General features: G+C 42.8%; 12 protein-coding genes and 4 tRNA genes. 8 read left to right on the forward strand and 8 right to left on the reverse strand.

What is annotated here, in order from left to right:
- The first annotated feature begins 79 nt into the window (after positions 1-79).
- Together R7P69_RS21545 and R7P69_RS21550 are read left to right on the forward strand one after the other, a co-directional pair.
- Positions 80-1285 carry a GGDEF domain-containing protein gene (locus tag R7P69_RS21545; RefSeq protein ID WP_226977227.1) on the forward strand — a complete coding sequence of 402 codons (1206 nt, stop codon included), beginning with the start codon at positions 80-82 and terminating at the stop codon, positions 1283-1285.
- A gap of 235 nt (positions 1286-1520) precedes the next feature.
- Positions 1521-2513, forward strand: a complete 993-nt coding sequence (locus tag R7P69_RS21550; RefSeq protein ID WP_005376038.1) for an LLM class flavin-dependent oxidoreductase — start codon at positions 1521-1523, stop codon at positions 2511-2513.
- Positions 2514-2518: 5 nt separating this feature from the next.
- On the opposite strand, the gene R7P69_RS21555 is transcribed toward R7P69_RS21550, so the two are convergent.
- Together R7P69_RS21555 and R7P69_RS21560 are read right to left on the reverse strand one after the other, a co-directional pair.
- Positions 2519-2592, reverse strand: a tRNA-Cys gene (locus tag R7P69_RS21555).
- Between the two features lie 36 nt (positions 2593-2628).
- Positions 2629-2715: transfer RNA gene (locus tag R7P69_RS21560), tRNA-Leu, on the reverse strand.
- A gap of 301 nt (positions 2716-3016) precedes the next feature.
- Here R7P69_RS21560 and R7P69_RS21565 point away from each other — a divergent pair.
- Positions 3017-3946: a CHAD domain-containing protein gene (locus R7P69_RS21565; RefSeq protein WP_238952605.1), complete on the forward strand. Its 930-nt coding sequence runs from the start codon at positions 3017-3019 to the stop codon at positions 3944-3946.
- Positions 3947-4015: 69 nt separating this feature from the next.
- Complete coding sequence (locus tag R7P69_RS21570; protein WP_005375991.1) at positions 4016-4804, forward strand: lipase family protein; 789 nt, start codon at positions 4016-4018, stop codon at positions 4802-4804.
- 74 nt (positions 4805-4878) lie between these two features.
- Here the strand turns inward: R7P69_RS21570 and R7P69_RS21575 are convergent, their stop codons facing one another.
- The 4 genes from R7P69_RS21575 to R7P69_RS21590 form a co-directional block, all read right to left on the reverse strand.
- On the reverse strand, positions 4879-5133 hold the full coding sequence (locus tag R7P69_RS21575; protein WP_005375990.1) for a hypothetical protein: 255 nt from the start codon (positions 5131-5133) through the stop codon (positions 4879-4881).
- Between the two features lie 130 nt (positions 5134-5263).
- Positions 5264-6787: an alpha-amylase gene (gene amyS / locus R7P69_RS21580; protein ID WP_213901671.1), complete on the reverse strand. Its 1524-nt coding sequence runs from the start codon at positions 6785-6787 to the stop codon at positions 5264-5266.
- Between the two features lie 307 nt (positions 6788-7094).
- A tRNA-Cys gene (locus tag R7P69_RS21585) sits at positions 7095-7168 on the reverse strand.
- A 36-nt stretch (positions 7169-7204) separates the two neighbouring features.
- Positions 7205-7291, reverse strand: a tRNA-Leu gene (locus R7P69_RS21590).
- A gap of 550 nt (positions 7292-7841) precedes the next feature.
- Here R7P69_RS21590 and R7P69_RS21595 point away from each other — a divergent pair.
- The 4 genes from R7P69_RS21595 to R7P69_RS21610 all read left to right on the forward strand — a co-directional run bounded on the left by R7P69_RS21595 (position 7842) and on the right by R7P69_RS21610 (position 12253).
- Positions 7842-9473: a methyl-accepting chemotaxis protein gene (locus R7P69_RS21595; RefSeq protein ID WP_005375988.1), complete on the forward strand. Its 1632-nt coding sequence runs from the start codon at positions 7842-7844 to the stop codon at positions 9471-9473.
- Between the two features lie 201 nt (positions 9474-9674).
- Positions 9675-10904 (forward strand): alanine racemase, encoded by a 1230-nt coding sequence (alr, locus tag R7P69_RS21600; protein ID WP_213886025.1) that lies wholly within the window; start codon positions 9675-9677, stop codon positions 10902-10904.
- 312 nt (positions 10905-11216) lie between these two features.
- Complete coding sequence (locus tag R7P69_RS21605; RefSeq protein ID WP_238762798.1) at positions 11217-11948, forward strand: AzlC family ABC transporter permease; 732 nt, start codon at positions 11217-11219, stop codon at positions 11946-11948.
- Positions 11945-12253, forward strand: coding sequence for an AzlD family protein (locus R7P69_RS21610; RefSeq protein WP_005375985.1), 309 nt, complete (start codon positions 11945-11947; stop codon positions 12251-12253). The genes R7P69_RS21605 and R7P69_RS21610 overlap by 4 nt, the downstream gene beginning before the upstream one ends.
- A gap of 140 nt (positions 12254-12393) precedes the next feature.
- Here the strand turns inward: R7P69_RS21610 and dld are convergent, their stop codons facing one another.
- On the reverse strand, positions 12394-14100 hold the full coding sequence (dld, locus tag R7P69_RS21615; protein ID WP_213895316.1) for a D-lactate dehydrogenase: 1707 nt from the start codon (positions 14098-14100) through the stop codon (positions 12394-12396).
- Positions 14101-14482: 382 nt separating this feature from the next.
- On the reverse strand, positions 14483-15385 hold the full coding sequence (locus tag R7P69_RS21620; RefSeq protein WP_047101034.1) for a LysR family transcriptional regulator: 903 nt from the start codon (positions 15383-15385) through the stop codon (positions 14483-14485).
- Positions 15386-15697 lie beyond the last annotated feature (312 nt).

The following is a 15697-nucleotide window of genomic DNA, read 5'->3' on the forward strand; positions in this document are numbered from 1 at the left end:
ACTATGTATCAGCGTTATAGTATACATAAGCTTCATAAAAATAGAAGATTATAAAGCCAAGAAACAATTAAACCAAATAATGGACATACAAATATCATTAGAGTCATTAAGTAGTTATCTTTGGGCTTACACTCAAAATAGAGGAAAAAACAATTTCACACAATTCATGATTTCTCATAACAAATTAAACGAATTATTATCTCAAAATGAAGATGTTTTATACCTTACTAAAGACCTAAAAAAAATGAATCTCGAACTGTATTTTTTAGTTCAATACGAAAATAATCATTTACTAGACAAAGATCGCCATTATGATTCAGTCGTAAATTATAATAAATCAAATCCTGTCATACAATCCAGAATAAACATTGTATCCCAGGATATGAATAATGAAATAATATATATTTATAAAAAAATACTTAATAATAAGTCTACAAAACTACAAAATTTAAATTATTACACTCAAGCAGGTATTATTTTTATCTCTCTGGTTGTTATGCTATTATGCTTTTATATAAAAATAAAGTTCAAGAGAAGCTTTCAAAGGTTTATAAATGGAATAAAACAATTAAGCAGGTCAAATTTTGACTATAAAATCCCTTCAGAAAATCAATTCACGGAATTTGAAAATCTGTCTTGTTACTTCAATAAAATGGCGGCATTGTTAAACCACACAACAATATCAAAATCAAAACTTAAAGAAGAAGTAGAGAATCAAACTTCAGTTCTAAATCGTCAAAAAGAAAGTTTGGTATTTTTGTCTGAGCACGACTCCTTAACTAATATCTACAATCGTCGAGCAATAGAAAAACATTTGATCCAGCTTACGCGTAATTTCAGAGGCAGTGAGAATAGTTTTAGTTTGTTTTTTATAGATTTAAATTTATTTAAGGATATTAACGATAGCCATGGCCATGAGGCAGGTGATGCAGTGTTAAAATCTGTAGCTAGTAGATTATCAAGTATTATCGACGAATCAGACATGGTAGGCCGCTTTGGTGGAGATGAATTTATTATTATTCATCGTTCACACACAACAGGTACGTCTCTGTCTGCATGTGCACTACGCTATATCCAAGAAATAGAAAAAGTAATTCATTTTAAAGGTAAAGAGTTATGCGTCGGAGCTAGCATTGGTATTGCACTCTATCCTGAGCATGGGTCGAATGTACATGAATTATTAACAGCGGCAGACAAGTCTATGTATCAGTCAAAACGTTCTAAAGCTAGCTCGTTCACTATTGTCGACAACAGCAGTTCGCTGTTAAAGAGGCCTATGTTTTAATCTAAAGTAGCTGTGGAAACGTTCTACATGCGAATATTCAACGACATCGACCACTGTGGCCACTTACAGTAATAAAGCCGCTTTTATCACATAGCAAAAGCTAAACTCGTAAGCTAAACGCTCTCCAGGCATTGAAGAAAAATAATCCATTGTGAATGGTTAATCCTCCCCTTTTAAACGTCAACTTTCACCACCATATGATAGTTAAGATTCATTAACAGGCTATAACTATCCTATGTCTTTTCCTCGTTTATCTGTTCTGGATTTGGCACCCGTGTCCGACGGAACAAACTTCACCGAAACGTTCGAACGCTCCGTTGAATTAGCTCAATCAATCGAGTCCTGGGGCTATCATCGGTTTTGGATGGCTGAACACCATAACATGCCCGACATCGCCAGTGCCGCAACCAGTGTATTACTCAGTCATATTGGAGCGCACACGAACTCGATCCGTTTAGGATCAGGTGGAATCATGTTACCTAACCATGCACCACTAGTTATTGCAGAGCAATTCGGAACGTTAGAGGCATTATACCCTGGTCGTATTGACCTCGGATTAGGACGCGCACCAGGCACCGACTACCAAACAATGCATGCATTAAGGCGGGAACCAGAGCATATGGATCCTGACTTTGAAGAGCTGTTGGAGGAACTTAATTTCTTTCTTGGTCCCGTATCTCGAAATCAACCAGTCGCGGCTTATCCAGGTAACAACACATCTCTGCCGATTTGGCTTCTGGGGTCGAGTACATACAGCGCACGTTTAGCAGCTAAGAGAGGCTTACCTTTCGCATTTGCTGCACACTTTGCTCCAGATGCAATGTCTCGTGCTCTAAACTTTTATCGAGATGAGTTTGTCCCATCCGAGCATTTAGCTCAACCCTATGTGATGATTTGTGCCAACGTTATCGTAGCGGATACTCAGTCACATGCAGATTTTCTCGCGACAACAGAGAAGCAAAAATTCTTAAAAATGATTCGCGGCAATCGCGAAAAACTTCGCGCACCAGTGAAAAGTATGGCACCACTATGGTCAGCACAGGAAAAGCTTCACGTTGAAACTCAATTACGTGAATCTATCCATGGTGATCAAACATATGTAAGACAGAAAATTGAGAAACTTTTGGAACGCACTGGGGCAGATGAAATTATGGTAAACACGATGGTGTTTGAACAATCTGAGAAGTTGAGATCCTACAGGTTACTATCGGAACTCATGGACAAGTAAAAGAATGGAGGCGCCTCCCGGAGTCGAACCGAGGTCCACGGATTTGCAATCCGCTGCATAGCCACTCTGCCAAGGCGCCTTTCTGATTTTTTATCTCTGTCACCAAAGATTTTGATGGTGCCCCGGGCCGGACTTGAACCGGCACAGCGCGAACGCCGAGGGATTTTAAATCCCTTGTGTCTACCAATTCCACCACCAGGGCAACGCAATCATGCGATGGGTTAGACACCATCTATCTCGCGACCTTTGCCGTGAGAACGAGGCGTACTTTAACGGATTAATTTATCTGGTCAACAAAAAATTAGTCTTTTTTATTCAAATGGTTAAAAAGACGACTCTAACGAACAAAGGGCGATCATTTTGCTTATTTGATCATCAATACGCTTTGCTTTCGTGCCTTTTAACCTTCTCATTTTATATCAATGAAGAGCCAACAAATCGCGCAAGTTAACAGTATGGGTATAAACTTAACGTGTATTTCAGAGAACAAAATAGCGCTCATCATGTTTCGAAAACCATCATTTCACTTACCCTTACATGCCGACTCCGAACTCGACTTCGTAGTGCCCCACTTCTTCCTTACTGAATTTGATTATGCACGCTCTCTGGAGCAGGGAGTCATCGACGACTTGGATCCTGAATATACACACCAATATCGCGTCACACTGAGGCGCATACGCTCACTATGCTCACTACTTCGCGAACTGATCCCTCCTTTTGAACAGCGTATTTTGAAACCTCATTTAAAAATAATGATGAAGAAAACAAATAAGCTGCGTGATTTGGACGTATTTATCTTGGGCAAAAAACAATACATTGAAATGCTCCCAAACCACAAATCGTCTCTTGAGCAGCTTTTTGGCTTTATCGAAGCCGAACGTGCTTACGAACAGGCAAAAGTTACGCGTTGGCTAGCTACAGAAGAATACACAACGCACTGCACTTTGGTCAGGAATAGTCTGCTGCGAAGTACGCAACACGAACGAGTGGATAGCAACGTACCTGCGTTACTCTTCGCAAGCCAAAAAATCTCCGATCAATTTAAAAAAGTTGATAAAGCACGACGCAAGATCTCGGACAAAAGTCGTGACAGTGTGATTCATTCGATGCGGATAAAGTGCAAAGCGCTGCGTTATTTGTTAGAAGGATTTTCCACGCTCTATCCTTCCCAACAGCACAAAAACAACGTGAAACAACTAAAACTATTGCAAGACAAGCTCGGTGACTTTAACGACACTTCAAGTCAAATTGAATTTTTCGCACAACTCAAAGAGACAGCAAATCTCAATAAACAAGATCGTAAGGCTTTGAAAAAGCTAATTAACGTACTTAGCGAACATCATGAACTCTCTCGCCAAACCATCTTGACGCATTTAAGCCAGTTTGAGTCTTTCATTCGCGATACCAATACACAGAATCTCTACCGACCCTAAATCAAGGTTCACGTATTTTTAATATTCATTAATTACAGTCAACCGTTAGGCTCCACTAAGAAAGTTAACGTGAAACCATTAAAACGATACCAATACGAGCGCTATGCGGTGCTTTGTAATCTCGCCTACCCTCGCGTCTTCAGGCAAACTCAATACGGGTTCGATCCTAATGGGCAACGAGTCATTAGAAATGAACACGGTAAGATTATGATTCGCGTGCTCTGGAGTAAAAAACAGAGTGAAGTGGTCGTAGTGATTAAAGGCTCACACAGTATCAGTGATTGGTTGTTGAACTTCGCGATGTGGACGAGAAGCTGTCGAAGGTTGGGACTAAACTATCGCATTCACGCGGGTTTCTATCATCTGTTGTTCCAAGAAAGTTTACCGAGCCGGAATGAAGATCGGTTAGGGTTGACCGTGATCGAACGCCTCGAAGGTATCGTTGTACCACTTATTCTCAGGGGGAAAAGAATCACTATTACTGGCCACTCTTCAGGTGGCGCGATTGGCAGTGTTTTTGCTGACTATATTGAGAAAAAATACCCAAAAAGCATTAAACGCGTGGTCACTTTCGGACAGCCCGCTGTCGGGGATTGGACGTTTAAGAAACGCTACCGTTTGGGGCACAAAACATACAGGATTTGTTGCGACATCGACATCGTGACCTTTATGCCGCCCGTACCTTTTTTGTATTGGCATGTAGGCAAAATGCTATGGTTATATAACGGGAGAATATACGAGAACACCCCAACGCTCATACGGCTTGGGCGCTCCTTATTTAGTTGGCTGATGCGACCGTTCTCTTATCACTTTATGAGTAAATACATTCGCGACAAAGACTTTTTTGATGAACGCTGAGTTAAACATCCGAAAGGTATGACGTACAGACACGAAAAAGCCGGACTTCGCCGGCTTTACGATTAAGTGGTGATCTACAGAGAGGCAATTTCTTTTTCAAGTTGATATTTGTTATCTGTGACAATTCGCTCTAACACTTCAACACGTCGCTTCAAGTCACCAATTTGCTTGTTAAGGTTATCTTGTTCTTCTCGGCTCATCGTATTACGTTCAGATATCTCCAACGCTCTTACTTCTTTACGATGGTTCAAGATTAACTTTATTATCCCGCCCCCAAATATGGCACCGAACACAATAGCCACAACCAATACATCAGCAATAGATTCCATTCTTTATCTTCCTCTAGATTATGCTCAAATATAAGTTACTCATTTGTTGAATGAATATCAAATAACACATTGATTCATTGAAAAGTTTTATCAAGAATTGCCTACTCTGTATCAAAATCACAGGAATGGATTATTCAACGCCAACCCAAACCGAGACAGATCCGCCGTTTACTGGGAACTCAGCCCAACCATTCGCATCAGTCCAAACTTCTTCAGTTCGGATACCCAACTTGTCTACGTAGCGAGCACTTGGTTTACCCGTATACATCCACTTCGAGCCGCCTGGTCCATCGCTCATGATCACGGCCATTGAATGTAGATGCTCTGCATCACCTTCTCGAGTCCAACCAATTACGTCCCAGTGGTCGAGATAAGAATGTTGTTTGCCATACGCATAATCTTTACGCAGTGTTACTAGCTCTTCAATGTAAGGCACTTTGACCATGTTGATGTCATGCCCTTTATCACTGTACTGCGCGCCGTAGTAATCTGCATAAAACACGGATGGATAACCTTCTTCACGCAATAAGATAAACGCGTAAGCGAGCGGCTTAAACCACCAATCAACCGTCGACTCCAAAGCCTGCAAAGGTTGAGTGTCATGGTTTTCTACTAAGGTTACCGCTTTGACTGAATTGTCCTTCATCAGCGTACCATCCATGATTTGACGCATATCGTAGCTACCACCCGATTTAGACGCATTGTAGAAGTTCATATGTAACGGTGCATCGAATAGAGACATGCTGCCAGAAGTTTTGATGATAAAGTTATGCAGCTGATTCACATCGTAGTTCCAGTACTCTCCGACCGTGAAAAGTTCTTTCCCTGTTTTCCAACGTAGGTGATCAATCCATTCTTGCAGGTATTGATATTTGATGTGCTTCACCGCGTCCATTCTAAACCCATCCACACCCGTCATGTTGATATACCACTCGCCCCAGTCTTTCAGCTCTTGCTTCACTTCAGGGTGATCCATGTCTAGATCAGCGTACATAAGGTAATCGTAGTTGCCTTTTTCCGAGCTAACTTCCCAATCCCATGCCTTACCCTCACCTTTGAATTTGAAGATAGCTTTTTCTTCGCCAGCATCGTCCCAATCCACGCCATCAAAGTGGTACCACGTCCAATGAAAGTTTGAGTACTTGTCGTTGCGCCCAGGGAAATCAAACTCTACCCACGCTTCAATCCATTTATCACCAAGTTCAATATTTCGGTTGTTCCAATCTACTCGCTTGGTATCAACCCAAGACTTTCCATCCGCACCACCGCGATGGTTGAACACCACATCGCCATAAATCTGGATATTGTTTTTATGGGCAGCATTGATGGCGCTTAGGTACTGATCTTTGGTGCCATACTTGGTGCGCACCGAACCTTTTTGATCAAACTCTCCCAAATCGTACATATCATAAACGCCATAACCGACGTCGTTGCTACCACCAGCACCTTTATAGGCGGGTGGTAACCATAACGCAGTAAAGCCGTTATCAGATAGTGCCGACGCGTTGTTTTCAACTTGTGTCCAGAGTGCACCGTCATTTGGCACATACCAATGGAAATACTGCATCATGGTGCCATTTTGTGCCGCCATTACAGGCGAACTGAGCAGCAAAGTTAAGGGTAAAAGTGTAGGTTTAAGGTTGAATGTTTTCATTATTTTTCTCTCACGTTGAGGACTAGAATCCTCCTTTCTGTATATACGCACCAAGCGATACTAACTATGACGCTAGCTAGGTTGCTGCCTGTAATACAAAAAGCTCGGATTACAATCGAAGAGAAACTATCACCAATCACACTATACAATTATTGAGTTGTCTAACATTTATAAAATCAATGAGTAGCGCGTTAAAAATATTGAATGGTGATCAAAACATGGGAGACTTTAGGAAAGCGCGAAGGGTTACGAAAAGGTGGACTAAAAACGAAAAAAGCCAGTCATTTAAGACTGGCTTTCGAAATAGTGGAGGCGCCTCCCGGAGTCGAACCGAGGTCCACGGATTTGCAATCCGCTGCATAGCCACTCTGCCAAGGCGCCTTTCTGATTTTTTATCTCTGTCACCAAAGATTTTGATGGTGCCCCGGGCCGGACTTGAACCGGCACAGCGCGAACGCCGAGGGATTTTAAATCCCTTGTGTCTACCAATTCCACCACCAGGGCAACGCAATCATGCGATGAGTTAGACACCATCTGTCTCAGCGACCTTTGCCGTGAGAACGAGGCGTACTTTAACGGATTAATTTATCTGGTCAACAATAAATTTTATCTTTTTGATTTAAGTGCTTAAAAAGCGATCTGCCTAGTATATTTGGCATTCAATTAGACCAATAAGCACCCGTTCCCTTTCAATTAGCTATAAAGTCATACGCATACTAGTGCCCGAAACTGCTTCGAGGTAAACACGCGACTATCAGCTATGAACGCTGATCTTTTCACCGCTGTAACATCTGTAACAATTTGATTCCCTACTCTTGGCACGACTGCGTACAGAACATCATATTTTGTTACCGATAACTTTATATCGAATGTGGTCGTACCTTTATAAAATCATTGACTTTTTTTATTTTCAAACAAAGCTCAATTCATTATCGAAAATATCAATAAATAATGGTACGTTACACGAGTTGCAGTAATTTAATGGACATATATCACATATAAGGATGTGGTTTACTTTGGCGACACAACATAAGAAAAACAAGGTATATCACTAATGTCTATCAAGAATCTTTCTATAGCGAAAAAGATATCGCTATCGTTTTTACTCATTGCCATCGTCAACATTGCATTTGGCGTATTTTTATCTACAGAGCTCAAAAGCATCAAATCTGAGCTTTTAAACTATACCGATGATACGCTTCCTGCAATGGAAAGGGTCGATTCGATTCGAGATCACTTGTCTCGCTGGCGCCGAGCTCAATTTGCTGCGTACACTTATGAAGACGCAGACCAAGTCAAAACTAAAATTTCTAACAATATTAGAGAACGCGAAAAGATCACTAGAGAGCTCAACGCTTACGGGGAAACTATCTGGCCTGGCGAAGAGCAGCAAACTTACCAGCGTCTTATGCGTCAATGGAAAAAGTACTTGGTTACTATGGACCAGTACAATGAAGCGATGCTAGCTAACGACAAAAGCAAGGCCCACCCTATTTTGGCGAACTCTTTGTCTGCTTTCGAAGCGGTTGACTCAGAGTTAGGCGAACTAATCCGTCTCCTTAAAGAAGCTATGGATAGCAACAAAACTCATATCCTGTCCTCTGTAAATGGATTGAGTAATTCTTCAATTGCAAGTAACGTGATTATTCTACTGATCATGGTAGGCATGACATACGTGCTGACTCGCCTAATTTGTGGCCCACTTAAACTTGTTGTTGAGCAAGCAAATGCCATCGCGACAGGTGATCTATCAAGTGACATTGACCGTAAAGCAATCGGCAATGACGAGCTTGGTGAACTGGCAGACGCGACCACTAAGATGCAAGACGACTTACGCCAAGTTATCGATAACGTGATTGCTGCAGTTACTCAGTTAAGCAGCGCTGTCGAAGAGATGAACCAAATCTCCGATATTTCTGCGTCTGGTATGAAAGATCAACAGCTGCAAATTACGCACATCGCAACAGCAATGACAGAAATGAAAGCGGCCGTAGCCGATGTTGCTCGTAACACTGAAGACTCAGCGAACCAAGCTAACGAAGCAAACCGCCGCACACAACACGGTGTTCGTGAAACCCAAGGTATGGTTGACGCGATTCAAGAAGTTTCAAACGTAATTGGCGCTGCAGGCGATACCGTAGCAGAGCTTGAACAGCAATCGAATAAAATTAACGTGATCGTGGATGTTATCCGCGACATCGCCGATCAAACCAACCTACTTGCACTTAATGCAGCCATTGAAGCGGCGCGTGCTGGTGAGTCTGGTCGCGGCTTTGCCGTCGTTGCAGACGAAGTTCGAACTCTTGCCGGCCGTACGCAAGATTCAACGAGTGAAATCACTTCGATCATTGAGCAGCTACAATCACTTGCAAAAGACGCAAAATCAGCCACTGAACTTTCTAGAACCAGTATTTCAGAATGTGCAGAACAAGGCATTCAATCAAAACAGCTGATGAGCGACATTGAGCATTCGATTTCGGACATCTCAGACATGGGTACCCAAATCGCCACGGCTTGTAACCAGCAAGACTCTGTTGCGGAAGAGCTTAACCGCAGCATTGAAAACATACATTTGGCATCTCAAGAGGTCTCGCAAGGTTCGGAGCAAACCGCACAGGCGTGCCGCGAACTAAGCCAGCTATCCATTTCTCTTAAAGATGTAATGAGCCGCTTTAAACTGAGTTAAACTCAGTGGGTACCTTAGTAGATATCAAATCAATCCCGATTTGCTTAAATTGAATGTCATCACTGAGGTATGTTTAGGTATATATTCAATCACTATCTTAACAAACGCTCCAAAGCACCACTTGGAGCGTTTTACTTCGTCAGGTACTTTCCCCAAGTACTCAATAACATAACCAATACAAAAAACGCGTACGGAGACTTTATGCGCTTAAATAAAACCTTACTATCACTGACTATCGCTGCTGCAATCGCGGTTCCTGTAATGCAAGCTACTGCTGCTCCTCTTCAAATTAGCAATACAGCAGCAAAAGCAGAGCAAGTTCAAGGTGCTAACGCTTGGCTAGAAATAAACTTAGGTCAGTTCCGCGATAATATTGAGCAGTTTAAATCGCACATGGATGGCAAAACGAAAATTTGTGCCGTGATGAAAGCCGACGCATACGGCAATGGTATCGCAGGCCTGATGCCGACTATTATCGAGCAACAAATTCCTTGCGTTGCCGTTGCAAGTAACGCCGAAGCACAAACTGTTCGCGACAGTGGCTTTAAAGGCCAACTTATGCGTGTACGCTCAGCGGATATTGGCGAGATTGAAGCCGCAATCGACCTAAATGTCGAAGAGTTGATAGGCACAGCAGAGCAAGCTAAAGCACTGTCTAAACTAGCCGAGAAAGCTGGTAAAGAAATCAAAGTTCACCTTGCTCTGAACGACGGTGGTATGGGACGTAATGGTGTTGATATGACGACAGAAGCGGGCAAGAAAGAAGCGCTAGAAATCGCTCAACAAGCTGGCGTTAATATTGTTGGCATCATGACTCATTTCCCTAACTACAATGCAGACGACGTGCGCCAAAAGTTAGCTTCATTCAAAGACAGTTCTGCATGGCTGATTAAAGAAGCGAATCTAAAACGCGACAACATTTTACTGCACGTAGCAAACTCTTACACCGCGCTTAATGTTCCTGAAGCGCAGCTTGATATGGTTCGTCCTGGTGGCGTTTTATACGGAGACCTACCGACTAACCCTGAGTACCCTTCTATCGTGTCTTTCAAAACACGCGTGGCATCCGTTCACCACCTGCCAAAAAATAGCACAGTCGGTTACGACAGCAGCTACACAACAAGCAAAGAAAGCTTAATGGCGAACATTCCTGTTGGTTACTCTGATGGTTACCCACGAAAGATGGGGAATGCGGCAGAAGTTCTGATCAATGGTCAACGAGCAAAAGTTGCGGGCGTTGCTTCAATGAACACTACTATGGTAGATGTTACAGGTATCAGAGATGTTGAGCCTGGTTCTGAAGTTGTTTTGTTTGGCTCCCAACAAGGCAAAACGATTTCAGCTGCTGAGATGGAAAAACACGCAGAAGTCATCTTCCCTGAACTATACACGGTTTGGGGAAGCGCGAACCCTCGTGTCTACGTAAAATAAACCTATTCAGTTATTCGTAACAGAGCGAAAAAAGCGAGCCTCGTGCTCGCTTTCTTTCTTATTTACTAATCTGTACTAGCTCGTGATTCTATCAATTAAACAGAGCTTACCATTTCTGTTGTTTTAATCTCCTTTAGCACTACCAAGTGCGACTCTCTACACTCTGTTTTTTAAAGCCGCTTGGATGGCTCAATTTTATATAGCACTTAGTGTTTGAAAGCCCCTCTAATTGATGTTAAACATGAAGTTTACAAAAGAATAACAAACACACTCGTATGGCACTGCCCCTTTGCCTGCTAGCTAGGTATCTCTATGACAGAAAATACTCAACATCTTCAACGCTCCTCCACTGAGTTGCACGAATTTAATCGGCTTGACGTCTGGAACGGATTCACCCAACTTCTACCCCTATCTATGTTCGTGGTCATATTTGGCCTCGCTTTCGGTGTTGCTGCCGTACAGACTGGACTAGATGTATTTCCCACTATGTTGATGAGCACACTGGTCTTCGCCGGTGCTTCACAATTTGCCACGTTAGAAATGTGGGGAGCAGAAGTCCCTCTCATTCCAGTCCTTATTACTGTATTTGCGATTAATGCTCGTCACCTCTTGATGGGAGCCACACTTTATCCATGGTTACGACAACTCCCACCAACAAAACGTTACGGTGTCATGCTGGTAGCATCAGACGCTAACTGGGCAATGGCACTCAATGCATTTGGTAGAAAAGAACCAGGCTTTGGCTTGCTTGTTGGTGGCGGCTTAGCGATGTGGTCTTTTTGGATTGTTGGCACCTGGATCGGCATTTATTTTGGTAGCGCAATCAAAGATCCGGTAGCGCTAGGGCTCGATATGGTTATGGGGTGCTTCCTGCTGTCTATGGTGGTAGCCGGGCCGAAAGACTTAAGAATCTTTGCGATTTGGGCCATAGCAGCGGCATCTTCTATGTTGGCGTATTGGTATTTGCCAGAGAATAGCCACGTAGTGGTTGGCGCCATTACTGGCGGAGTCTTGGGTGCTTGTTGGAAGGAGAAGAAAGCATGAACATCGAAACAACCATAGGTGGCACACTGCTTATCATCATCGCTATGGCGTTAGTCACGCTCATAACCCGCTGGGGCGGAGTGTATGTTATGTCATTCATTCCAATTAGCGAACGGGTTCAACGTTTCATTACTGCGATGTCAGGCTCTGTATTGGTTGCGCTTTTAGCTCCGCTAGCAGTAGAGGGTGATAACGGTGCTAGAGCAGCACTGTTTTCTACTGCCGTTGTCATGTTCATCGTGAAAAAGCCTCTACCCGCAATTGCAGCAGGCATCATCGCCGCCGCCGCAGTACGTGCTCTTTAGTCGCTGTTTCAACGCCGATACCAGTCATCAATAAAAGACCCAAAACACAAAGCCCTGATGCCACAAGTGTCATCAGGGCTTATCTTATGCTCATCATTTTAACGATGAACAACGATTATTAATCATGGTGAGACAGCACATTACGCACAGCAGTTACAATTGCGCTTATATTTGTCCATTTTACCAATACCAGGGTTAAAGGTATTGGTTGGGTCTAATTCGTGGTAAAACTTCTGCAACGAGTTTTCGGCTTCATACAAGTGACCCACGTTATGTTCTGCTGGGTATTTGGCACCACGGCTATTGAGGTGCTCTAGCATCATCTTTTTCATCAACTTCGTGTCAGTCCCTTTTTTGAAAATGTAATCTTGATGGAAGACGTAACACATAAAGTGACCATAATAGAGCGCTTGAACAAGGTTCTTACTTACCTCTTCAGGCAAAGTTTCTAGCCACTCTTCATCATTACGTCGCAAAGCAATATCAAGTGCAACGATGTCTTCTACGTCTTTTCGGTGAATCGTCTCGTAACGAATTGCTGCACCTGCTGCTGCAAAGCGATGTAAATAAGCTTTTTTACCCTCTTCCGGCGTACACTCGAAGAAATCACAGTCGTCTTCAACAGCCCAAACTTCTTTGAGGTATTTTTGCGCCTCAGCAATACCACCATCACTCATTTTCAATACCAGGTGATGCTCATACTTGTCACGGAAATCCAGCATTCGCTCTGGTAAGTGTTGTGGGAACAACTTGCTCGCGTAGTACAAAATGGTGTCTGGCAGATATTTACTGACAAACGGGATGCGCTCTAAGAAGTTTTCTACCTTAGCTTTAAGTGCGAACATTTTTGGCAGCTTATCTGTGCCTAACAAGTCGATGGATAAGAACACATCCTTGCCGTACTTCTCTGCCATGTTGAAGATATCTCGATGCAAGTATTCTCCCATCTCAGGCAAGTTATCAAACGTAGATAAGAAGTCTTTTCGCAACTTCGTTAGTTTCGCAGGGTCATTGGTGCCAAGGTAAAAAACCTGCTCTTTTTCTGGGACTGGGTAGCTGTCAACCCGAACGGCAAAAACCCCCAACTTACCAGCGCAGCCACTGGCTTCAAATAATCGGCGTTCATCGGCATTAAAGCGAGAAGGAATGTCAGAAGTCACGTCTCGAACACGTTCATCGTATTCTTTGTCTGACGCCATTCGCTCATCATGAATGATCTTCGCTGGGTCAAAGTTCCCTTCTTGCAGGTTTGTTAGAATTTCTTCTGGCGTTTCACCTAATCCTTCAATACCAAGGTGGTTCACCAAATGTAACTGGCCTTGCTTATCCACCTGCGCATAGATCGCCAGTTCCGTATAAGCAGGACCACGCTTAACTAGCGCACCACCTGAGTTATTGGCGATACCACCGACCACAGTGGCACCTAGCGATGAAGAGCCGATGATAGAATGCGGTGCTCGGTTCACTGCCTTCAACTCTTTCTCCAAAGAGTGTAAGCTCGCACCAGGCAAGCAAACCGCCTGCTTACCGCCATCTAATAAGTGAATCTTCTTGATTTTGGTAATATTGATCACAACCACATCGCGATCATAATCATTACCACTCGGAGCCGAGCCCTCTGTTAAACCTGTTTTAGCCGCCTGCATGATAATGATGCAGTTTGCTTCAACACACTGTTTAATAATCTTCCATTGTTCCAGAAGAGTGTTAGGAAACACGATAGCAAGCGCATTACCACTACCCGAACGAAACCCCGAGCGGTAATATTTCGTTTTAACCTCGTCGGTTAGAACATTTTCTTCCCCAACGATGGCTTTAAATTCTTCAATCAGCTGCTTTTGTTTCATATCCGTATCTCTAGTTATTGTACTTCGCTCACAACACCGCTTAGCGGCAGGCATGGCGTTTGAGCCACTATAAGCAGTCCATTTCTCTGCGTCTATGTCAGGCGGACGAACAATACGTAATCAATAAACAACAAACAAAATAATTCTTTATTTTTCTGTCACTTATCTTTTACATTTGAGAAATTTAATGTAAGAAACAGACCGTTTCTTAAAAGAAACAATAGCAAAACCATTTGTTAACAGTTGTGCGGGGTATCTTGTTATCAATATTAGTGAAGAAAACGAGGAGAAGCGTAAGCCCCTAAATTTAAGAGGATTCTTAGAAATGAAGATGGAAACATAAGCTCAACACCAATATAACGATCGGTGTTGAGTTATTGGCTTAAAATCGATGGTTTTGACTTTGAAAGCTTGAGTATAGATGATCGATAAAGATCTTAATTTTTTCTGGTTGCTGACGAGTGTAAGGATACACCGCATAAATACCCAAACATTTGGCGGTTTCGTCTTTAAATAACTGAATCAGACTGCCTTGCTTTAAGTCTTCATAAACCAAGACACGCGGTACATAGATGATTCCCTGCCCTAATAGCGCCACATTTCTCAATACAGAAGAATTGTTGGTACAGAGGTTACCGTCGACGGTGATTTGATATACCTCGTCTCCATCTTTAAACGCCCACTCATGCGCTCCGGTTTCTTGGTAGGAATAGACTAAACAATTGTGTTTAGCCAAGGCTTGAGGTTGTTTAGGTATGCCATGTTTAGCTAGGTATTGGGGTGACGCGCAAATGATCCAATTCGCATCCACCAGCTTTCTTGCAATCAGACTAGAATCTGGCAACACACCCGTTCTAATTGCCAAATCAAAACGTTCATTCACGATATCGACGAAACGATTATCTAGATCCATATCGATATTGATGTCTGGGTATTTCTGATTAAATTCATTAATCACTTGAGGAAGAATTAATTCACCAGAGATAGTAGGCACCGAAATTTTAATGTTTCCAGATAAGTTTTTACCTAAACCCACAATGGATTCTTCCGCCGTTGCCACCGCTTGATAAACCGCTTTTGCATGAGTAAAAAACGCTCGTCCTGCTTCAGTCAACGTTAGCGTTCGCGTTGTTCGGTAGAGAAGCTGTACACCAAGCTCTTGTTCAAGCTTGGCAATGCGTTTACTGACGACCGATTTAGTCAGTGACATATGTCTCGCGGCAGCACTGAATGAACCTTGCTCGATCAAGTGATAAAAAATGATGTAATCGTCGGTATTTCTCATGCGTCTTCGTCAAATCCTTTGGAAGCCCGTATTGTAAACTGAAATTGGCTGAGGTGCGAAACATCAGGTCACACTTAATATCAGAAACTCGTGACAGAGATGGGGTTGCTAAGCTCACAGGTAATGAAAAAGAGATGGTATGAATTTATCAGTCTTCAGATACAAAAAAACCAGCTGTCGCTGGTTTTAAGTTGATGCACTTGGCATCGAGATACCGCCATGGCCATATCTGAATAATTTGGAGCGACACACGAGGTTCGAACTCGTGACCTCAACCTTGGCAAGGTTGCGCTCTACCAACTGAGCTAGTGT

It is taken from the genome of Vibrio sp. 661 (assembly GCF_033339315.1).
GTDB lineage: Bacteria > Pseudomonadota > Gammaproteobacteria > Enterobacterales > Vibrionaceae > Vibrio > Vibrio alginolyticus.